This window comes from Streptomyces canus (assembly GCF_030815415.1).
In the GTDB taxonomy this organism is placed as follows: Bacteria; Actinomycetota; Actinomycetes; order Streptomycetales; family Streptomycetaceae; genus Streptomyces; species Streptomyces canus_F.
Genome location: NZ_JAUSWW010000001.1, coordinates 2,738,086 through 2,758,449 on the forward strand (window position 1 = coordinate 2,738,086; position 20,364 = coordinate 2,758,449).

Annotated in this window: 21 protein-coding genes; 13 read left to right on the forward strand and 8 right to left on the reverse strand. The window is 71.5% G+C overall.

The window, feature by feature from the left end; translation table 11 throughout:
• Position 1 precedes the first annotated feature (1 nt).
• The gene (locus QF037_RS12635; RefSeq protein ID WP_307024651.1) at positions 2-1,477 is read right to left on the reverse strand and encodes a glycoside hydrolase family 3 N-terminal domain-containing protein; all 1,476 of its coding nucleotides are present in this window, start codon (positions 1,475-1,477) and stop codon (positions 2-4) included.
• Positions 1,478-1,718: 241 nt separating this feature from the next.
• Here QF037_RS12635 and QF037_RS12640 point away from each other — a divergent pair, with 241 nt between their 5' ends.
• Complete coding sequence (locus tag QF037_RS12640) at positions 1,719-2,345, forward strand: RraA family protein (protein ID WP_307024653.1); 627 nt, start codon at positions 1,719-1,721, stop codon at positions 2,343-2,345.
• 61 nt (positions 2,346-2,406) lie between these two features.
• Here the strand turns inward: QF037_RS12640 and QF037_RS12645 are convergent, their stop codons facing one another.
• Positions 2,407-4,047: an esterase/lipase family protein gene (locus QF037_RS12645; RefSeq protein WP_307024655.1), complete on the reverse strand. Its 1,641-nt coding sequence runs from the start codon at positions 4,045-4,047 to the stop codon at positions 2,407-2,409.
• 132 nt (positions 4,048-4,179) lie between these two features.
• Between QF037_RS12645 and QF037_RS12650 the strand changes: the two genes are divergently transcribed.
• Positions 4,180-4,425 (forward strand): hypothetical protein, encoded by a 246-nt coding sequence (locus tag QF037_RS12650; RefSeq protein WP_307024657.1) that lies wholly within the window; start codon positions 4,180-4,182, stop codon positions 4,423-4,425.
• Here the strand turns inward: QF037_RS12650 and msrB are convergent.
• The 4 genes from msrB to QF037_RS12670 form a co-directional block, all read right to left on the reverse strand.
• A complete protein-coding gene (gene msrB, locus QF037_RS12655; RefSeq protein ID WP_307024659.1) occupies positions 4,371-4,778 on the reverse strand; it encodes a peptide-methionine (R)-S-oxide reductase MsrB in 408 nt (135 codons plus the stop codon). The two genes, QF037_RS12650 and msrB, sit on opposite strands and share 55 nt — an antisense overlap.
• Positions 4,779-4,797: 19 nt before the next feature.
• Complete coding sequence (murC, locus tag QF037_RS12660; protein ID WP_307024662.1) at positions 4,798-6,186, reverse strand: UDP-N-acetylmuramate--L-alanine ligase; 1,389 nt, start codon at positions 6,184-6,186, stop codon at positions 4,798-4,800.
• Positions 6,187-6,374: 188 nt separating this feature from the next.
• A complete protein-coding gene (locus QF037_RS12665; RefSeq protein WP_307024664.1) occupies positions 6,375-6,830 on the reverse strand; it encodes an indole-3-glycerol phosphate synthase in 456 nt (151 codons plus the stop codon).
• Between the two features lie 150 nt (positions 6,831-6,980).
• A complete protein-coding gene (locus tag QF037_RS12670) occupies positions 6,981-7,751 on the reverse strand; it encodes a pyrimidine reductase family protein (protein ID WP_307024666.1) in 771 nt (256 codons plus the stop codon).
• 244 nt (positions 7,752-7,995) lie between these two features.
• Here QF037_RS12670 and zapE point away from each other — a divergent pair, with 244 nt between their 5' ends.
• From zapE to QF037_RS12705, 7 genes are all read left to right on the forward strand, one after another.
• Entirely contained in the window at positions 7,996-9,102 is a 1,107-nt protein-coding gene (gene zapE, locus QF037_RS12675; RefSeq protein ID WP_307024668.1) for a cell division protein ZapE, read from the forward strand.
• Positions 9,103-9,498: 396 nt separating this feature from the next.
• A complete protein-coding gene (locus QF037_RS12680) occupies positions 9,499-10,077 on the forward strand; it encodes a carbonic anhydrase (RefSeq protein WP_307024670.1) in 579 nt (192 codons plus the stop codon).
• A 5-nt stretch (positions 10,078-10,082) separates the two neighbouring features.
• Entirely contained in the window at positions 10,083-11,567 is a 1,485-nt protein-coding gene (locus QF037_RS12685; protein ID WP_307024672.1) for a SulP family inorganic anion transporter, read from the forward strand.
• Between the two features lie 107 nt (positions 11,568-11,674).
• The gene (locus QF037_RS12690; RefSeq protein ID WP_307024674.1) at positions 11,675-12,451 is read left to right on the forward strand and encodes a slipin family protein; all 777 of its coding nucleotides are present in this window, start codon (positions 11,675-11,677) and stop codon (positions 12,449-12,451) included.
• 90 nt (positions 12,452-12,541) lie between these two features.
• The gene (locus tag QF037_RS12695; RefSeq protein ID WP_307024676.1) at positions 12,542-13,918 is read left to right on the forward strand and encodes a PhoX family protein; all 1,377 of its coding nucleotides are present in this window, start codon (positions 12,542-12,544) and stop codon (positions 13,916-13,918) included.
• A gap of 125 nt (positions 13,919-14,043) precedes the next feature.
• Positions 14,044-14,886 (forward strand): polysaccharide deacetylase family protein, encoded by an 843-nt coding sequence (locus QF037_RS12700; protein WP_307024678.1) that lies wholly within the window; start codon positions 14,044-14,046, stop codon positions 14,884-14,886.
• An 18-nt stretch (positions 14,887-14,904) separates the two neighbouring features.
• Positions 14,905-15,084 (forward strand): hypothetical protein, encoded by a 180-nt coding sequence (locus QF037_RS12705; protein WP_307024680.1) that lies wholly within the window; start codon positions 14,905-14,907, stop codon positions 15,082-15,084.
• On the opposite strand, the gene QF037_RS12710 is transcribed toward QF037_RS12705, so the two are convergent.
• On the reverse strand, positions 15,076-15,747 hold the full coding sequence (locus QF037_RS12710; RefSeq protein WP_307024682.1) for an ABC transporter: 672 nt from the start codon (positions 15,745-15,747) through the stop codon (positions 15,076-15,078). The two genes, QF037_RS12705 and QF037_RS12710, sit on opposite strands and share 9 nt — an antisense overlap.
• Complete coding sequence (locus QF037_RS12715) at positions 15,744-16,604, reverse strand: ABC transporter ATP-binding protein (protein ID WP_307024684.1); 861 nt, start codon at positions 16,602-16,604, stop codon at positions 15,744-15,746. Before QF037_RS12715 ends, QF037_RS12710 begins: the two co-directional genes overlap by 4 nt.
• A gap of 107 nt (positions 16,605-16,711) precedes the next feature.
• Here QF037_RS12715 and QF037_RS12720 point away from each other — a divergent pair, with 107 nt between their 5' ends.
• From QF037_RS12720 to QF037_RS12735, 4 genes are all read left to right on the forward strand, one after another.
• A complete protein-coding gene (locus tag QF037_RS12720) occupies positions 16,712-17,428 on the forward strand; it encodes an aminoacyl-tRNA hydrolase (RefSeq protein WP_307024686.1) in 717 nt (238 codons plus the stop codon).
• Positions 17,425-18,063 carry a TetR/AcrR family transcriptional regulator gene (locus tag QF037_RS12725; RefSeq protein ID WP_307024688.1) on the forward strand — a complete coding sequence of 213 codons (639 nt, stop codon included), beginning with the start codon at positions 17,425-17,427 and terminating at the stop codon, positions 18,061-18,063. Before QF037_RS12720 ends, QF037_RS12725 begins: the two co-directional genes overlap by 4 nt.
• A gap of 128 nt (positions 18,064-18,191) precedes the next feature.
• Positions 18,192-18,773, forward strand: a complete 582-nt coding sequence (locus QF037_RS12730) for a TIGR03086 family metal-binding protein (RefSeq protein ID WP_307024690.1) — start codon at positions 18,192-18,194, stop codon at positions 18,771-18,773.
• Between the two features lie 216 nt (positions 18,774-18,989).
• Complete coding sequence (locus QF037_RS12735) at positions 18,990-20,363, forward strand: DUF692 domain-containing protein (protein ID WP_307024692.1); 1,374 nt, start codon at positions 18,990-18,992, stop codon at positions 20,361-20,363.
• The last annotated feature ends 1 nt before the right edge of the window (position 20,364 follow it).

Consider the following 20,364-nt stretch of genomic DNA (forward strand, 5'->3'; position numbering starts at 1 on the left):
ATCAGCTTCCGGTGAGCACCTCCGCCACCGCCCGCAGGTTCACCCGCCCCCGCCCGTAGGAGCACAGCGCACCGCCCTCCGGCAGCCCGGTGTCCACCCGTACCGCGTCGGGCCGCCGGGCCAGGAGGGCGTCGCGCAGCCGGACCTGCCAGGGGTGGAGCCCGGCGTCGCAGGTGGCGACGACGAGGGGCCGTTCGCGGGTGAGTATCCCGTCGGCCAGGGCGGCCGGATCCTCCGGTTCACCGGCGACCGCCGTGCCCACGGCCGTGGGGTCGAGGGCACGGACCTCGGTGAGCAGGTCCTCGCCGCCCCAGTTGAGAGCGGGGTGCGGGTGCGGGAACAGGTCGACGACATGGGCGCCGCGCACCGCGGCCGGCGCTCCCTGGCCGCGCACGGCCCGGCGTGCCGCCTCCAGTCCGGCATCGGTGTCCCACGCGGCGACCCTCTCGGTCGGCGTCGCGTACCGCTCGGCGAGCCGCCGCACCCGTTCCGCGGCCTCCCACACCCGCTCCTCCGGCAGCACTCCGGAGCCCAGCGCGTCGAGGACCTCGTCCCGGCAGGCGAGCGTGACCTCCAGGTCCGGTACGGCGACGATGACCTGGTCGGCTCCGGCGGCGAGGGCGATACGCGCCCCGGCCGCCTCCCCGTACTCGTCGGCTATCGCCTTCATCTCCAGGGCGTCGCTGACCAGGACGCCGTCGAAGCCGAGGTCGTGGCGGAGCAGGTCGCCGAGGATGCGGCGGCTGAGGGTGGCGGGCCGGTTGGCGTCCAGCGCCGGGAAGACGACGTGCGCGCTCATCAGCATCGGCACCCCCGCGGCGACGGCGGCACGGAACGGTTCCAGGTCGGCGCGGAGCGCGTCGTACGGCCGTGGGTCGACCGCGATGCCGTGGTGGCTGTCGGTGTCGGTACCGCCGTGGCCCGGGAAGTGCTTGGCGCAGGAGGCGATGGAGCGTGCCTCGGTGGCGGCGATCCAGGCCCGCAGGTGGCGGGCGGCCACCTCGGGGTCGGCGCCGAAGGAGCGGGTGCGCACGATCGGGTTGCTCGGCAGGTGCTGGAGGTCGGCGACGGGGGCGTACGAGACGCTGATGCCGAGGGTGGCCAGATGCCCGGCGAGTGCGTCGGCGCAGCGTGCGGTGAGGTTGGGGTCGTCGGCGACACCGAGGGCGTAGGAGCCGGGCACCTCGGGAGCGCCCGCGCCCACCAGGTGCCCGATGCCGCCGCCCTCGTTGTCGATGGCCACCAGCAGATCCGGCCGGATCGCCCGCAGCGCGTCGGTGAGCTCGCGGACCTGCTCCGCGTCCCGCACGTTGCGGGTGAACAGGATGACCCCGCCCAGCCCCCGGTCGACCAGCCGTTTCAGGGTGTCGGGGAACGTGGTCGTGCCGTCGAACCCGGCGACGAGACAGCGGTGCGCCGCCTCGTCCAGGTCGGACGGGAGGACGGGGCCGGCGGCCGGGTGCGCTGAAGGGGTCACATCCGGATTCTTCTGGCTGGCTCAGCCGGAAGTCAACATCGTGATGGATAGTTTGATTCACCACACATTGTCAGTGGCGCTGAACAGGAGAAACATCGCCCGCGCCCCCGTAGCGGTCGGCGAGCGTGACCCGACGGTGGCCACCGCGAGGTTGCGCCAGGCAAGGCCGGGCAAGTTTCGGAAGAGCTCTTTGCCCCGCTCGATCTTGAGCGCCACGACGGAATCCGGGTCGAATGGAGCCATGGACACCGCAGGCACCGACGCCTTCCAGGACATTGCCCCCACCACCCTCGCCGACCTGCTGGGCCGTGCCCAGGTCATGGACAGCGGCATCCGCCCGCTGTGGGACGCGCCGCGCGTCGCGGGCCCCGCGTACACGGTGCGCTGCGAGCCCGGCGACAACCTGATGCTGCACGCCGCCATCCATCGCGCCGAGCCCGGTTCGGTGGTCGCCGTCGAGTCGGGCGACCTGGACTACGCGCTGGCCGGCGGCAACGTCTGTGCCGTGGCCCGGCGCCGGGGCATCGCCGCCTTCGTGCTCGACGGCCTCATCCGCGACCTCGCCGAGGTCCGCGAGGCCGCCTTCCCGGTCTTCGCCCGCGGAGTCGTCCCGATCCCAGGCACGAAGAAGAAACTCGGCACCCTCGGCGAACCGGTCCACGTCGGCGGCGTCCTGATCCACCCCGGCGACATCGTGGTCGCCGACGAGGAGGGCATCGTCGTCACACCCGCGGCCCGCCGGGAGGAGATCCTCACGGCGGCGCGGGCGAAGCTCGCCCAGGAGGCGGAGGAATCCCTGGACACCTGGGAGGCGAACCACCGGGCGCGCATCGACGACGCGTTGCGCGGGCTGGGCTTCAGCGACTGACGATCCCCGGTCTCCCGTGTCTCCGTGTCTCCCTGGTCTCTCTGGTCTCCCTGGTCCTCCCCTAGTCCTTCGCGGGCTCGGGCTCCACCGTGAACGACACCGCCAGGGTGGCGTCGAAGCCGGTGCCCTTGATGGGGAAGCGCCACGCCCGGTCCCGCCCCGATCCCGCGGCCCGGACCACGCCCGCCGATTCGACGCGGGTGGCGGCCTCCAACTCCTCCCGGGTGTCCGTGAGGCGTCCTTCGCCTGTGTGCAGATACAGCGCGGGCTCGTCGCCGTCGTCCGTCAGCAGTTGAAGGTAGTACTGCTTGCGGAAGACCACGTTGTCCGAGAAGCCGATCCCGAACGAGTCCCGTTCACCGAGGTACACGTCGAGGCGGAACACCAGGCCCGGTGCCCCGTCCGGGGTCGCGGGCCGTACGGTCCGGTCGACCCAGCCCTCCCAGATCAGGCGGCCGGGCCCGGCCCAGCCGGTGGTCCGGTCTCCCGCGGCCGACAGCGGCTCGTTCAGCTCCTCTTCCAGAGGGGGCGGTCCATCGGTGAGGCGGTCCGAGCGGAACGGGCCGTAGCAGTTCTCCGCCTCGGGACTCTGATGGAACAGATCGAAGTCGACCCCCCTCGGTTTCACCGAGACCCCGAAGTAGAACTCGCTGCGCCCGAAGAAGTCCTTGCCGCGCAGCACTTCCGCCGCTTCGAGGTGCAGCCGCACGTGGTGGGTGCCGTGGAAGAACCTCATGGCGATCTCGAACGCCTCACGCGAGGTGATGAGGGAGTCCGGCCCGCCGTGGCACTTGTGCACGAACGTCCTCGGCGCGCCCGGCAGTTGGGCCGACGCCTGCTTCACCAGTCCGTCACTGCGGTTGTGGACCAGGCTGCCTTCATCGGTCAGACTCACGATCCGGTTCGCCACCGAGGCGATCGCGACCCCGAAACTGCGGTGGTCCGTCCCCACCACGGTCAGGACGCGCTCGACGGGGAACCAGTCGTTCCAGCGCCTGAACTCCGTGCTCCCCGGATCGAACGCCGCGAGTTCGTCCGCCGCCTCGGTGACCCCCGGCACGTGCTCCACGAGTGCGCGCGGCAGCACCTGGAAGGCGATGCCCCGGTGCGGGGTACCGAGCGTCACGATCCGGTGAACCAGTTCCCCCGGGCCCGGCTCCCCCGCGGGGGCGTCGCTCAACTGCCGGAGCGCGGCCCGTACGACGAGCCCTCCCATGCTGTGCGCCACGATGTCGACGCCCGGGAACGGTTCCCCGCCACCGCCGTTGCGGAGGGCGGCGCGCCGAATGATGTCGATCAGGCGTATCAGACCCGCCCCGTACCCCTCGATCGTCCTCGGTTCGAGGTCGTAGTAGCGGTAGATCCACAGCGTCCCGTCCACACCGTCGCGCAGCACACGGTCCGCCATGCCCGGATCGAGGACCACGCTCCCGGACAGGAGATCGTCGTCCCAGTCCCCCGCGCCCGGCGGTACGGGCAGCGGGCGGGTGTAGTAGCCGACGACGTTGGTGGCGTCCCGGTAGGGATGCTCCAGGTACTTCAACGCCCGCAGCACGAAGCCCTCGTAGATGAAGTTCTCCCCGCGACGGCTGGGATACACGGTCCCTTCGTTGAAGCCCTGGTAGGCGTTGCGCCGAACGCCACCGACATCCGGCCCGCCGAACCCTCGCACCAGAATCAGTGGCCGTACGAAAGCGGTCATCGCGCCCTCCCCCGATCGTGAACCTGGGCACCTTCGCAGTCCCGCCCTACCAGAGTCCCGACCGTGTGAACACATCCGCTTCGGCAACTACGCCCCGAATCAGGCTCGTTCAGGGGGCCATGCGCAGAGACCGTGCGCCCGACGACGTACCCGCCACCCACGGTCGAACTCGACGACGGCTCGCTGCTGCGGGTGGAGAGCGCAACACCGACGGGCACACCACGGGCGCCCTCCGATGCGTACGAGCCCATCGGTCGGCCACGCCCCGCGGCCACCGTGGCGAGCGCCGCCGACACCCTGCGCGACCCGGTGGACCGGTCGGATCAGCCCTCGTCCGGCGTCAACCGCAACGAGATGCTGTTGATGCAGTACCGCTGATCCGTCGGGGTGGCATACCCCTCCCCCTCGAACACATGCCCAAGATGCGACCCGCACCGAGCACACCGCACCTCGGTCCGCACCATCCCGTGCGACCGGTCTGACACCAGCTCCACGGCGTCGGTGTCCTTAGGGTCGTAGAAGGAGGGCCAGCCGCAGTGGGACTCGAACTTCGTGGTGGAGGTGAAGAGTTCGGCGCCGCAGGCGCGGCAGGAGTAGACGCCCGTCGTCTTGGTGTCGGTGTACTCACCGGTGAACGCGGGCTCCGTGGCGGCCTGGCGCAGCACGGCGTACTCGGCCGGGTTCAGCTCCGCACGCCACTGCTCGTCCGGCTTTTCGACGTCGTACGACATGTTGCTCAGCCCCTATCCACTACGCGAGACGGTCCAGGATGCGCGGGCCGAGGTCCGTGACGTCGCCCGCGCCCATGGTGAGAACGAGATCGCCGGGCTTCGCCATTCCCGCGACCACCGCGGGGACGTCCGCCTTGTCGTGGACCGGTGTCACGTCCGCGCCCGCGGCGCGCGCCGCGTCGATGATCAGGTCGCTGGTGACGCCGGGGATCGGGTCCTCGCGGGCCGGGTAGATGTCCAGCACCAGCGAGGCGTCCGCGAGGGACAGCGACTGGCCCATCTCCTTGCCCAGCTCCTGGGTGCGGGAGAAGAGGTGGGGCTGGAAGACCACCAGGATGCGGGCGTCGCCGGCGGCCCCGCGCATCGCCTCCAGGTCGGCCGTCATCTCGGTCGGGTGGTGGGCGTAGGAGTCGATGACCTGGACACCGGCCACCTCGCCCTTGAGCTGGAGGCGCCGCTTCACGCCCGTGTACGCGGCCAGGGCGGGGGCGAGGTCCGTCGCGGGGATGCCGAGCGCGACGCCCGCCGCGAGGGCGGCGACCGCGTTGTGCGCGTAGTGGCGGCCGGGGACGGAGACGGTGAAGGTGAGCGGCGTGCCGTCCAGCTCGACCGTGACCTCGCTCTTCAGACCCTGGGCCACCACCGACAGCACCCGTACGTCGGCGTCCTCCGCCTCTCCGTACGTCACCGTCCGCACCGAAGGAGCCACCCGTCGCGTCAGCTCGCGCGCGCCCTCGTGGTCGGAGGAGATCACCAGCGTGCCGCCGGGGACGATCTTTCCGGTGAACGTCTCGAAGGACTCGTAGATCTCGTCCATGGACGCGTAGTTCGCGTGGTGGTCGAGCTCGACATTGAGGACGATCGCGACCTCGGGCGCGTACTTGTGGAAGCTGCGGTCCGATTCGTCCGCCTCGGCGACGAAGATCTCGCCGTCGCCGTGCAGCGCGTTGGAGCCGGGGGCGTCCAGGTCACCGCCGATCGCGTACGAGGGCCGCAGGCCGAGCTCCGACAGGGAGACCGCCAGCATCGAGGTGGTCGTGGTCTTGCCGTGGGTGCCCGCCACCGCGATCGGGCGCAGGCCCTCCATCAGGGCGGCCAGCGCGTCGGAACGGTGCACCACCGGGATGCCCAGCTCGGCCGCGCGGGCCAGCTCCGGGTTGTCCTGGCGGATCGCGGACGACACGACCACACAGCTCGCGTCGTCCGCGAGGTGCTCCGCCGCGTGCCCGATGTGCACGGTGACGCCCAGCGCCCGCAGCGCCTCGGCGGTCGCCGACTCCTTGGCATCGCTGCCCGCCACCTTCGCCCCACGCTGCGCGAGGATCTTCGCGATCCCCGACATCCCGGCGCCGCCGATGCCGATGAAGTGCGGTCGGTCCATGGCGGTGGGAAGGGTGCCGGGTGCCATGCGTATGTCTCCCAAGATGCGGTACGACGGTGAGGCGTCCTCGGAAGGAACGCGCCCCCAGCCTATTGCGTGCGGCGACTGGCCCCACCCAGGGGCGCGGGGCTGTATCGATTTGCGGCTACCGCCGCGTGGGCGCGACCAGCCACACACCATTCGCAGCGGCAATCACCCAGGCACCCCGATGGCGACTAGGCCTTGCTGTGCGAGAACAGCTTCAACACCGGCACCCCCACCTTGTGCCGAGCCCGAGAGGCCCAGTCCCGGTGGAAGAACTCCTCCACGTAATGCGGATCGGTCAGCACGATCACCTCGTCCGCCCCGACCTCCACCACGAGCCCCTTCAGCGCATCCAGCGGATGATCTTCGATCAACCGCCCCTCCGCCGCGTTCCCGGAGCCCCGCAGCGCCTGCAGGGACACCTCCAGCGCCCGCTCCCCGAAGGGCCTCGCGGCATCGCCCTCGGGTACCTCATGTTCCTTCGCCGCCTCGTCCAGTTCGCCGAGTGCGACGTCGTCGATGGCCCGCAGCAGGCGGTCCGCCTGGTCGCCGCGCGGCTGGAGCAGTACGTGGAAGGAGACCTGCTCGTCGCCGTGCAAGGTGGTGACGAACTCCACGTCGGCGGACGTCAGGGCCTTTTCGATCATCAGTACGCTTGTGAACACCGAGCGCCCCTTCTGCGGAAACCGTCCTGCCCCGTGATCTCACGGGGCTGCGAGATTCAGTGTGCCTGTCGGAAGCTAAACGGAACGGTAGATTCCGCCGATTTCGGGACCGGCACTACCGCTGAACGAATTTCAAGTGCGCTGGTAGCGGCCGAAGAGAAACCCCTCCTCCTCCAGGAGGGACACCAGCGCGAACCGATGCGGAACCGCGACGGACGGTCCCCCGGCGATGCGCTGGGCAGCACCGGCGGTGAGCATCGGGGCGACGGTCAGACAGAGTTCGTCGAGCACGCCGGCGGCCACGAACTGACCGAGCAGCCGCGGGCCGCCCTCGGTCAGCAGCCGGGTGAATCCGAGGTCCGCGAGAGCCCGTACGGCACGGGCGGGCTCCACGCCGACGCCGTCACCGGCGATCACGACCCGGGCGCCCGCCTTCTCCGCGGTGGCGACCCGATCGGGTGCGGCCGCCGCGCCGGTCAGGATCAGGGTGGGGACGAGGGGGGAGGTGAACAGCGGAAGGGAGAAGTCCAGCTCCAGACTGGCGCTGACCACCGCGATCACCGGCGCGGGTCCCTGCCCGGCCGCCTCCCGGCGCTCGGCGAACTCCGCACGCGCGCGTGCGGGCCGGTAACCCTCCTGGCGTACCGTTTCCGCGCCGACGACGACCACGTCCGCCAGCCCCCTGAGCGTCCCGAAGATCCGCATGTCGGCCGCGGTGGAGATGGGCTGCGACTTCCCGTCGTGCTGAGCGGCACCGTCGAGCGTCGACACCATGTTCGCCCGCAACCAGGCCACCGGCGCCCCGCCGGTCATGGTCTCGGGATAGGCGTAGGCCTCGGCCAGTTCGTCGAGGCTCCATTCCCGGTCGACGAGATCGGCGCCGGTCCCACCCAGAGCACGCACCGCTTCGCCCCCCTCTCCGACAGCACCGGACCCGTCCGCCCCGGGTACCCCACCGGAGCCTTCCGTCACAGCATCGTCGGTCCCGACAGTCCCACCGGCTCCACCACTCCCGGAGCTCTCGACCGCACCCCCCGCCCCCACGTCCCCGGGCCCACCGCCGGAGGCCCTCGTCGCTGTCTGGTCGGTCACAGGGAACAGGCGTCGCATGTCGTGCAGTGTGGCACGGCGCTTAGCATGGGGAACCGTGTCGTCCTCCACCGCCGCCTCCGGGATCAGCCCGATAGCAGACGCGGCTCCGATGTCCCTGTGTTCCCGTGAGCCGCATGTCCCCGCGGACCGGCTCGTCGCCGAGATGGTGCCGCCGCCGCGGTTCGACTCGGTGCGGTTCGGCACGTACATCCCGGACCCGAACCAGCCCAGCCAGTTCGAGGCCGTCCGGGTGCTGGAAGGCTTCGCCGGCGGACTCGGCGGGGCGCATGCCGTCGGCGGCGGGAAACGCGGGCTCTTCGGGTTCGGGAAGGCCAAGGCGCCCAAGGTGCCGGCCGGCCCCCGCGGCGTCTACCTCGACGGCGGCTACGGCGTCGGCAAGACCCATCTGCTCGCCTCCCTCTGGCACGCCACCCCGGCGGAGCCCTCGCTCAAGGCGTTCGGCACCTTCGTCGAGCTGACCAACCTCGTGGGCGCCCTGGGCTTCCAGAAGACGGTCCAGACGCTCTCCGGCCACCGTCTCCTGTGCATCGACGAGTTCGAGCTCGACGACCCGGGCGACACCGTCCTCGTCTCCACCCTGCTCGGCAAGCTCGTCGACGCCGGTGTCGCCCTCGCCGCCACCTCCAACACCCTCCCCGGCAAGCTCGGCGAGGGCCGCTTCGCCGCGGCCGACTTCCTGCGCGAGATCCAGGGGCTCAGCGCCCACTTCCGGCCACTGCGCATCGACGGCGAGGACTACCGCCACCGCGGTCTGCCCGCGGCACCGGCCCCGTACTCCGAGGAACAGGTCACCAAGGCGGCGTACGCCACCGAGGGCTCCTCGCTCGACGGCTTCCCGCAACTCCTCGAGCACCTCGCCCGCGTCCACCCCAGCCGGTACGGAGCGCTGACCGATGGGCTGAAGGCGGTCTGCCTCACCGACGTACAGCCGATTCCGGACCAGTCCACCGCGCTGCGGCTCGTCGTCCTCGCGGACCGGCTGTACGACCGTGAGGTTCCGGTCCTCGCATCCGGACAGCCGTTCGATCAGCTGTTCAGCGAGGAGATGCTCAACGGCGGGTACCGCAAGAAGTACTTCCGGGCCATCTCCCGGCTCACCGCACTGGCCCGCGACGGCAAAGGGCTCGTCACGCCCGCCTAAACGGTGAACTCTCGCAGGTCAAGGGCTGGTTCCCGCCACCGGACCTACGCTTTTCAGGCTCTCTTCAGCTCGAAACGTTAAGTTAACCCTGCAAACAACTTTGCAGGGTTAACGTGTTTCTTGACCAGGCATTGACCATGTCTTGGCAAGCACGTGAGCCGTGAATTACCGGGAGGGGGACGCATGTTGCGGGACAAACCGATACGGATCGGGATCTCCACCCCTGCCGTGAGTCCACTCCCGCTCACCCTCTTCGCTATCACGGCACCGTTCGCGACCGCGCACACAGCCAGTGAGGCTTCGACCAGAGCTCTGCCTCACAGATAACGGCAGTACCCCCCCACCTGTCATGTACGTCCGACGCGCCGTTGCAGGCGCGCCAGGAGGAGTCACCACATGCAGCCCCTCATCGACAACGCCCGTCTGTTCGGACAGCGCCCTGAGGAGTTCGCCAGACTCGCAGAAGGCCAGTCCCCTCAGGTCCTGTTCATCACCTGCTCCGACTCCAGGGTCGTCCCGGCCCTGATCACGGGCGCAGGCCCCGGCGAGCTCTTCGAGCTGCGCACCGCCGGCAACATCGTCCCGCCGTACACCTCCGAGCACCCCACCAGCGAGGCGGCCACCATCGAGTACGCCGTAGAAGTGCTCGGCGTCAGCGACATCGTGGTCTGCGGCCACTCGCACTGCGGCGCCGTCGGTGCCATGGTGCGCGACGACGACCTGACCGCCGTACCCGCCGTGCGCGACTGGCTCGCGCACGCCGCGCCGCGCCCCTCGGGAGCGCCCGAGGATCCGTGCGTCGCCGAGGGCGTGCAGAGCCACGTCCTGACGCAGCTGCTGCGGCTGCGCTCCTACCCGTTCATCGAAAAGAAGTTGACTGACCGTCAACTCACGCTCCGCGCCTGGTACTACGAGGTCCACACCGGCGCCGTGCGGGAACACCGCGCGGACACCGACACGTTCGAAGCGCTGTGATCGCGATGATGACCAAATACCCTCACCTGCGGCAGGACTTCGCCGCCTCCCTGGTCGTCTTCCTGGTCGCGCTCCCGCTGTGCGTGGGCGTCGCCGTCGCCTCCGGCGTGCCGGCCGAGGTCGGACTTGTCACCGGCATCGTGGGCGGCATCGTCACCGGTCTCATGCGCGGCAGCAGCCTCCAGGTCTCCGGACCGGCGGCGGGTATGACCGTGCTGGTCTTCGAGGCGGTCCAGGAGTTCGGGCTGCCCGTGCTCGGCGTGATCGTGCTGGCCACGGGCGTGCTCCAGATCCTCATGGGCACCCTGAAGCTGGGCCGCTGGTTCCGGGCCATCTCGGTCTCCGTCGTCGAGGGCATGCTCGCCGGCATCGGCCTCGTGCTGATCGCCGGACAGCTGTACGCGATGGCCGACGCCGAGGCGCCCGCCTCGGGCCTCGGGAAGATAGCCGGGCTGCCCGGCGCGCTCGCGGACACCGTCGGGAACACCGGGGCGCTGGCCTCGCTCGGACTCGGCGTCGGCACCATCGCCGTCCTCGTGCTGTGGAAGCGCATGCCGGCGAAGGTGCGCACCGTGCCCGGCCCGCTCGCCGCGGTCGGTCTGGCCACGCTCGCCGCTCTGGCGTTCTCCATGCCGGTGGCGACCGTCGAGGTGCAAGGGCTGCTGGGCTCCATCCAGCCACCGTCCTTCACCGCCTTCGGTGAGCTCGCGAACATCGGTGTGCTCGCCACGATCGTCGCGTTCACCCTGATCGCGTCCGCCGAGTCGCTGTTCAGCGCGGCGGCGGTGGACCGGCTGCACGACGGGCCGCGCACCGCCTACGACAAGGAACTGGTCGCGCAGGGCACGGGCAACGCGCTGTGCGGTGTGCTCGGCGCGCTGCCGATGACCGCGGTGATCGTGCGCAGTGCGGCGAACGTCCAGGCGGGCGCGAAGACCAAGGCGTCCCGGGTCATGCACGGCGTATGGCTGCTGCTGTTCGCGGCGCTGCTGCCGGGTGCCCTCGCCTACATCCCGATCCCGGCGCTCGCGGGCATCCTGGTCTACTCCGGAGCCAAGCTGATCCCCGTCCGGGAGATCGTGTCGCTGTGGCGCGAGCACCGCGGTGAGGCGCTGATCCTGGTGATCACGGCCGTGGCGATCGTCGCGGTCAGCATGTTCGAGGGCGTCCTCATCGGCCTCGCGCTGGCCGTCGCCAAGACCGCCTGGGAGGCCTCGCACCTGAAGCTGGAGGTCGTGGACAAGGGCGCCGGACCCGTCCAGGCGCATCTGTCGGGCAACGCGACCTTCCTGCGGCTGCCGAAGATCCTCGACAGCCTGGAGTCCCTGCCGCAGGACCGCCCGGTGGAGCTGGACCTGTCCGGTCTGCACCACCTGGACCACGCCTGCCGCACGGCGCTGGAGAACTGGGCCGAGCGGCACAGCGCGGTCGGCACGGAGCCGGTGCGGGTCACCGCGCAGACGGAGCCGGTGCGGGTCACCGCGCAGTAGGACGCAGCACGCGATCCACCCCTGGTGCCTGGTCCGTAGCCTCGGACCAGGCACCAGGCATATCGTTGCAGGAGCGGACAAACAGGCCTCTCAGTGAGGGGGTCGTCATGCTCCAGGAGCTCCTGACCGTGGCCGCGGCAGCCGGTTCCGCCGGCGTGGTCTATGTCGCCGCCGGGGCGCGGGTCGTCAAGCAGTACGAGCGCGGGGTGGTCTTCCGGCTCGGGCGGCTGGCGGACGGCGTGCGGGCGCCCGGGTTCACGATGGTGGTCCCGTTCGTGGACCGGATGCACAAGGTCAACATGCAGATCGTCACGCTGCCGGTCCCGGCCCAGGAAGGCATCACCCGGGACAACGTGACGGTGCGGGTGGACGCGGTCGTCTACTTCCGGGTGATCGACGCGGCGAACGCGCTCGTGAAGGTCGAGGACTACAAGTTCGCCGTCTCCCAGATGGCGCAGACGTCCCTGCGCTCGATCATCGGCAAGAGCGAACTGGACGACCTGCTCTCCAACCGCGAGAAGCTCAACGAGGGCCTGGAGCTGATGATCGACAGCCCGGCCGTCGGCTGGGGCGTGCAGGTGGACCGGGTGGAGATCAAGGACGTGTCGCTGCCGGACGCGATGAAGCGCTCCATGGCCCGGCAGGCGGAGGCCGACCGCGAGCGCCGCGCCCGGATCATCAACGCGGACGCCGAACTCCAGGCGTCGAAGAAGCTCGCCGAGGCCGCGAAGGAGATGTCCGAGCAGCCGGCCGCGCTCCAGCTGCGGTTGCTCCAGACGGTGGTGGCGGTGGCCGCCGAGAAGAACTCCACCCTGGTCCTCCCCTTCCCGGTGGAGCTGCTGCGCTTCCTGGAGAGGGCCCAGGAGCACCCCACCGACCGGTGACACCTCTACGCGCGTGGTTCCCCGAGCCCGCGCCAGGTGATAGACACAGCGGCGTCACATCCTGTCCGCCAGCAGGAAGGTTGCTGCTCCATGTCCGCAACACGACGTCAGGTGCTCGCCCGCTCCGGCGCCTTGGGGGCGGGAATCGCCTTCACCGGCGCCCTCTCCGAGCTCTTCACGGGCACCGCCGCCGCGCAGAACCTCGGCCACACCGGCTACGGCCCGCTCGTCCCCGACCCGAACGGCCTGCTCGATCTGCCGGAAGGTTTCCGCTACAAGGTGCTCTCCCGTGAGGGCGACCAGCTCCGCTCCGGTGAGGGCCAGGTCCCCTCCAACCACGACGGCATGGCCGCGTTCGCCGGCAGACACGGCGGTGCTCGCCTCGTACACCTGGTCCGCAACCACGAGAACCGCGTCACCGGCAGGATCCCCGTCCCGACGATCGAGGGCCTCACCTACGACCCGATGGGCAAGGGCGGCTGTACGGCCCTGACGCTCGACGGCCGCAACAACGTCCTGTCCGAGCGGGTCGCCATCGCCGGCACCGCCGTCAACTGCGCGGGCGGGCCCACCCCTTGGGGCACCTGGCTGACCTGCGAGGAGACCGAGGACAAGGCCGGCACCAACGGCTACACCAAGGACCACGGCTTCATCTTCGAGGTCGACGGCGCCGACCCGCGCCGCTCCGGAGCGGTCCCGCTGACCGCGATGGGCCGCTTCCAGCACGAGGCGATCGCCGTCGACCCCCAGCGGGGCATCGTCTACGAGACCGAGGACGCCTTCCTCAAGCCGTTCGGCCTCTTCTACCGCTTCCTGCCGAACAAGCCGCTGGGCGGTCTGGGTTCGCTGCGCGCGGGCGGAAAGCTCCAGGCGATGCGCGTGCCCGGAGTACCGGACCTGTCCTCGATCCAGGAGACGGGCGCGTGCTTCGAGGGCGTCGAGTGGGTCGACGTACCGGACCCGCTGGCCGCCCAGACCCCCATCCGCCTCCAGGACTTCGGCCCGAAGGGCATCACGCACGCCCAGAAGCTGGAGGGCTGCTACTGGGGCGGCCGGTGCGTGTACTTCGTGTCGTCCTTCGCCCACAGCGCGGAGGGCTCGGCCGCGGACCACTTCGGCCAGATCTGGCGCTACGACCCGTCATCGCACCGTCTGACCCTGGTGATCGTCTTCGGCCCGGACACCGACGTCCAGCTGCCCGGCGAGTCCCCCGACAACATCTGCCTCGCCCCCAGCGGTGGCCTGATGGTCTGCGAGGACGGCAACGGCGCACAGCACGTGTACGGCGTCACGCGCCGGGGCGAGGTGTACGCGATGGCCCGAAACGCGCAGAACATCGGGACCCCCGAGGCGCCGGAATGGGGCGAGTTCGCGGGGGTCACCTTCTCCCCCGACGGCGACACGATGTACGTCAACTGCTACACGCCCGGGACGACGTTCGCGGTGACGGGGCCCTGGCGCAGGTAGGGCCCCCGTGCCGGGAGGCGGGCCCCGCCTCCCGGCGCATGATCGAGGCACGACCGGAGCAGGCGAGCGGCGCGTGAGCGGCCGCAATCCGAGATGTGCCCGATTCATCCCGTTATGTTCATTCGGTGATCATTCGAGTACGACAAGTGGCGGCCGCCTGCGCACTCGGCGCCGCGCTCACCGCCTGCACCGCCGCCCCCGAGGCACCCCGCGCCGCCCGTCCGGCCCCCTCCGCCCCCGCCGTGTCCTCCCGGCCCCCGACCCTCGCCCCGGGCCCCGCCGGGCTCACCCCCGTTTTCAAGAACGGCCCCCGCGCGCACGCCAGGACGGTCGCGCTCACCTTCGACGCCGACATGACCGCGGCCCAGGGGCCCCGGGCGGCGGCCGGCGAGCGCTTCGACAATCCGCGGCTCATCGCGGCACTGCGGGCGCTGAAGGTGCCGGCCACCGTGTTCATGACGGGGCGGTGGGCCGAGGAGTACCCGACCCAGGCGCGGTCGATCGGACGGGACCCGCTCTTCGAGGTGGCGAACCACTCGTACAGCCACTACGCCTTCACCGGCGACTGCTACGGGCTGCCGACGGTCTCGCGGGACCGCATGCGGGCCGATGTCGAGCACGCGTACGCCGCCTTCCGGAAGGCGGGCGTCCCGGACGCGCGACCCTACTTCCGTTTCCCCGGCGGCTGCTACGACCGCGAGGCCCTCAAAGCGCTCACTCCGGCCGGTGTCACCGCCGTGCAGTGGGACGTGGTCAGCGGGGACGCCTTCGCGACGGACGCGGACGCGGTGGCCCGGCAGGTGCTGGACGGGGTCCGGCCCGGTTCCGTGGTCGTCATGCACTGCACCCGCAGCGCCGCCCCGACGACCGAGCGGGCCGTACGGACGATCGTGCCGGAGCTGCGGGCGAAGGGGTACCGCTTCGTGAAGGTGTCCGAGCTGATCGGGGCCACGGGTGGACGGCGCTGAGCGCCCTACGCTGGAGGCATGAGCGACGACTACTGCACCATCAGAGACGTGCCGAAGCCACCCGTCGCCGACGGCCCGCCGTACGCGGAGTGCGTGCTGTGCCGCAAGCCGACGGAGTACCCGGAGTCGTACAAGGGGATCACGATGTGCCCGGTGTGCGAGTGGCAGGAGGCCCAGCGGACCGCCTGCTCAGGGTGATCTCCGGGACGTCAGCACGCAGGCCACGGCGGTCGCGCCCGCGGTGAGCAGGGCAGCCGCGGCCAGGGGCAGCAGCGGCAGTGGGACCGTGCCCTCGCGGGAGCCGGTGACCAGGCCCTGGACCGCCGCCTGGGCCGGGGAACCGGTCGTCACCATCGTCAGCAGGGCCGCGAGCAGCATCGTGGGGACCGCCCGTCCCGGTGAGCGCAGCAGCGGCCACGTGGTGAGCGCGCCGACGGCCGTGCCGAGCAGGGCGCAGGCGAGGGTGGCGATCAGCCCGGCCGCGCCGGCAGGCAGCCGTGGCACCGGCGTCTGGTGGTCGGCGCTCACCGGATCGCTGATCAGCGTCACGACGAGAGTCGCCACCGTGCCGAGCGCCGCCGCGGTGGCGAGCGCCACCAGCAGGGAGGCGAGGTGCGCCCGCGCGGGTCCGACCGCCGCGGACACACAGGCGCGGGCCGCGGGCGGCTCGTTGGACACACAGATCCGCACCAGCCAGGCGGCGACGGGCAGCAGCGCGGCGGCCGCGTAGCCGAGCGAGTCGAGGATCGGCTGGCCGCTCTGCACACCGATGCCCAGGAACGCGACGTACAGGATGAACGGCGGCAGCCAGCGCTGGGAGCGTACGAGCAGGGCGGCCTGGTAGCGGAGCAGAGCGGTCATCGGCCGCCTTCCTGTGTCTCGTGGCTCACGCTCACCACGTGCCACGGCGGTCGGGCCGCCAGCAGGGTACGGAGCAGGACGTCCGAGTGGGACGCGGGGACGGCGAGCCGGTAGGTGCCCGGTTCCGTCTCCTCGGCGGTGGTGGCGGTCCGGAGCGCGTCCGCGGGCAGCCGGCCGCCGGCCGGGCCCTGGGCCACGACGGTCACCTGTGGGCCGGTGGGTGCGGTGGCTTGTGCCGTACGACGGTGGAGGCCGCCCCCGTGCACGGCGTACGTCGCGTCGGGCACCCCCGCCAGCCGGCCCGGGTCGTGGTCGACGAACACCACCGCCCCGCCCGCCGCGGTGCGCTCGGCGACCGCGCGCTCCAGTTCCGCCCGGGCGTCCGCGTCGAGGCCGGTCCATGCCTCGTCCAGGACGAGCAGCTCCGGTTCGGCGAGGAGAGCCTGGGCGACGGCGACCTTCTGGCTGCTGCCCTTGGAGAGCTGGGCCATGGGGGTGCGGGCATAGGGGGTGGCGCCGAATCTCTCCAGGGTGTCGGCTGCGGCCCGCTCCGCCGAGGCTCGGGTGAGGCCGTGGATCGTGGCCAGGTGCGTCAGGTAGCCGAGGGCGGTGAAAGGGAGGGCCGAGGGGAAGCGTTCGGGGACGTAGGCGGTGCGGGGGCGGCCTTTGATGCGGCCCTCCGAGGGAGCGTCGAGGCGGGCGAGTACGCGGAGGAGCGTGGATTTGCCCGTGCCGTTCGGGCCTTCTATGCGGGTGAGGGTGCCGGGGGTGAGGGTGAGGTGGATGCCTCGTAAGACCCAGGGTCCGCGCAGGCCGTAGCGGCGGCCCACGTTGTCCAGCTGTAGATCGCGTTCCATGGTGGTCATGATGTCGTGTGGCGGCCAACGGTTGTTCGTGGCTGGTCGCGCCCACGCGGCGGTAGCCGCAAATCGACCCAGCCCCGCGCCCCTTAGGGTTGGCTGGTGTGAGCCTTGATGCGACGCCGCCCGGCGATAGTCCTTTCCAGCACTCAGCCACTGCCCGTGATCAGGCGCCGCAGTACGTGCTGCCGTTGGTGGTACGGATCGAGCGCGCCGCTCCCCCTGCCCGTACCGATGCTCTTGAGACCGCCGCTCGCGCTGTTCTGGTCGTGCTGAGTGACGAGCGGTCCCTCGGGGACGGTGAGTGGGCCCAAGCCATGCGGGACTGGCAGGACGCGCGGATCCGGAAGGTCGTGCGGCGGGCCCGTGGGGGTGAGTGGCGCAAGGCCGAGGCGCTGCCCGGGATCACGGTCACCGGGAAGTCCGCGGAGGTGCGGGTGTTTCCGCCGGTGCCGTTGGACGGGTGGCCCAAGGAGTTGGCCAAGCTCCAGGTGTCCGGCACCGACCTCGACGACCCCGAGCCGCCGGTGGACGCTGATCCGGGTGTTCCCGTGCTGTGGATGAGCCCGGACGTCGACATGTCGGCCGGGAAGGCGATGGCTCAGGCCGGGCACGGGGCTCAACTCGCCTGGTGGGAGCTGTCGGAGGAGGAGCGGGCCGGTTGGCGGGACGCCGGGTTCCCGGTCGCCGTGCGGACCCCCGGACGGGACCGGTGGCGTGAACTCGTCGGCAGTGGGCTGCCGTTGGTGCGGGACGCCGGGTTCACCGAGATCGCCCCGGGCTCGTGCACGGTCGTCGCCGACCATCCGGCGCTGCGGTGACGCGGCTCGACGGCAGGGTCGAACGGGGCAACCGCACCCGGCAGTCGGTGCTGCGCCGTACCGTCGAGATCGCCTCCGTGGAGGGTCTCGAGGCGCTGTCGGTGGGACGGCTCGCGACCGATCTGCGGCTCAGCAAGAGCGGGGTGTTCGCCCTGTTCGGCTCCAAGCAGGAGCTGCAGCTGGCCACGGTGCGGGAGGCCTCGCGGGTGTTCGTCGCGGAGGTCGTGGAGCCCGCCGCGAAGGCCCCGGCGGGGATCGGACGGGTGTGGCGGCTGTGCGAGGCGTGGCTGGCGTACTCGGAGGGGCGGGTCTTTCCCGGCGGCTGCTTCTTCTACGGCGTGATGGCCGAGTTCGACGCCCGGGAGGGGGCCGTGCACGATGCGCTGGTCCGGGCCCAGCGGGACTGGGGCGCCCATGTGGAGGGCCGCATCGAGGAGGCGCGGGCCGCGGGTGAGCTGCGCGCCGGCACCGATGCCGCGCAGCTCGCCTTCGAGCTGATCGCCCTCATGGAGTCGGCGAACGCGCTGTCCGTGCTGCACGGGGAGAACGTCGCCTACCGACGGGCGCGGGTGGGGATCGCGGCGCGGCTGCGGGCGGTGGCGGTGGACGTCGCATCGGTGCCCCAAGTGGGCTGAGGCCAGGGAAGGTTGATCGCTCGCCACTCGGTATCGGCTGTCGAAAACAAGTAGCACGATCGTTCGTTTACTTTTACTCTTGCCCCTCTGTGGGCCTACGCCCTGGACCTGACCACCTAGGAGCATCGATGGACGTCGTGGAACTCGACCGGATCGCCGTGCACGAGGCCCTGCGGGTGGTGGAACTCGCGCAGGACCGGGACTGGGAGCGGGGCAGCCCCTGCGCCGGGTGGACGCTGCGGCGGCTGGTGGCGCACATGGCCGCGCAGCACCACGGGTTCGCGGCCGCGGCGCGGGGTGCGGGCGGCGATCCGGCGTACTGGACGGAGCCGACGGACCTGCGCGAGCCGGCCAAGGTGCACCGGGCTGCCGCGACGGACCTCCTCGGGGCGTTCGCCGAACCGGACGCCGTGGAGCGGGAGTTCACGCTTCCCGAGCTGGGCGGGCCGTTCCCCGGGCGGCTCGCGATCGGCTTCCACTTCATCGACTACGTGGTGCACGCCTGGGATGTGGCCGCCACGCTGGGGGTCGGTCTTGAGCTGCCCGACGAGGTCCTGACGGCGGCCCTGGCCGTGGCCCGGTTCGTCCCGGCCGATCCGGCGGGCCGGGGTCCGGGGTTCGCGTTCGCCGCGACGCTGGACGTGCCGCCGGGCGCCGGGCCACTGGAGGAGACGCTCCGGTTGCTGGGGCGGTCACCGGAGTGGGGGTGAGCGGACCGCCCGTTTGAACGGGCCGCTGCCGCGTTGCGTACCTCCTGGCACGGGTGGCCGGAACCTCAAATGTTCCTCTGAACGACCGGGCGGGGGGATTCGAGGCCGGACACCGGGGCCATACCCCCGTCACGCCGGAAACAACGAGCCGTCGAAGGGGACGACACAGCGGATCCAGGTGGAGCGGAGAGTCGGCCGGAGGAGGGGACGGGGACGATGGAGCGACTGGGTACGGGAATCGGATGGCGGCCGGAGATCGCGGACGCCGTGGAGCGCATGCCGGGGATCGAATGGGTCGAGGCCGTGGCGGAGAACATCTGCCCCGGGCACCTCCCCGAATCGCTGCTGCGGCTGCGCGAGCGCGGGGTCACCGTCGTCCCGCACGGCGTCTCCCTCGGGCTCGGCGGCGCCGACCGGCCCGACGAGGACCGACTGACGGCCCTCGCCGAGCGCGCCACGGCCCTGGGCTCGCCGCTGGTCACCGAGCACATCGCGTTCGTCCGGGCGGGCGGGCCCCTGACGGCCTCACCACGCCTGGAGGCGGGCCATCTGCTGCCGGTGCCGCGCACCCGCGACGCGCTCGACGTGCTGTGCGAGAACGTCCGTATCGCCCAGGCCGCGCTGCCCGTGCCGCTCGCCGTCGAGAACATCGCCGCGCTGATCTCCTGGCCGGGCGAGGAGCTGACGGAGGGGCAGTTCCTGTACGAGCTGGCCGACCGCACGGGCGTACGGCTGCTGATCGATGTCGCGAACCTCCACACCAACCACGTCAACCGCGGCGAGGACCCCGCCGAGGCCCTCGCCGACCTCCCTCTGGAGGCCATCGCCTACGTCCACGTGGCAGGCGGCTTCGAACGCGACGGCGTCTGGCACGACAGCCACGCCCACCCGGTCCCCCGCCCGGTCCTCGACATCCTCACCGACCTCTCCTCCCGGGTCTCCCCGCCGGGGGTCCTGCTGGAACGGGACGAGAACTTCCCCGAGCCGAGCGAGCTGGAGGGGGAACTGACGGCGATCCGGGGCGCGCTGGAGAAGGGGCGCGAGCAGGCCGGGGGGAGCTCGGAGGAGGGCGGCGGGGAGTCCGTGACAGTCGCCGCGGGGCGGGTCACGAAGACGGGCCCCGACACCACTGCCGACGCCCCCCTCGACACTGCTGCTGCCGTCTCCGCCACCGCCCCCGCCCGTCAGCGCCTCGCCCTCGCCCAGACCGCTCTGCTCTCCGCGCTCGTCGCCGGGACGCCCGTGCCCGAGGGGTTCGACCGGGTGCGGGTCGGGGTGCAGGCGCGGGCGCTCGCCGGGAAGCGGGCGGACGTCGTGGCGAAGGTCGCGCCCGAGCTGCCGGAGATTCTCGGAGCGGGGTACCGGGCGGCGTTCCTCGGGTACGCCCACGGGCACCCGATGGGCGCCGGCTACCGGCGGGACGCACTGGACTTCGCCGGGTACCTCCTCGGCTCCGGCCTGCCGGAGGACCCGCACGCCCGGGCCGGGCTGCGGGAGTGGTGGCTGGAGCGGTCGGGCACACGGCCGCGGTCCCACCGGCCCGCCGTACGGCTGGCACGGGCGACGCGGCGGGTGCTGCTGCGACGGTGAC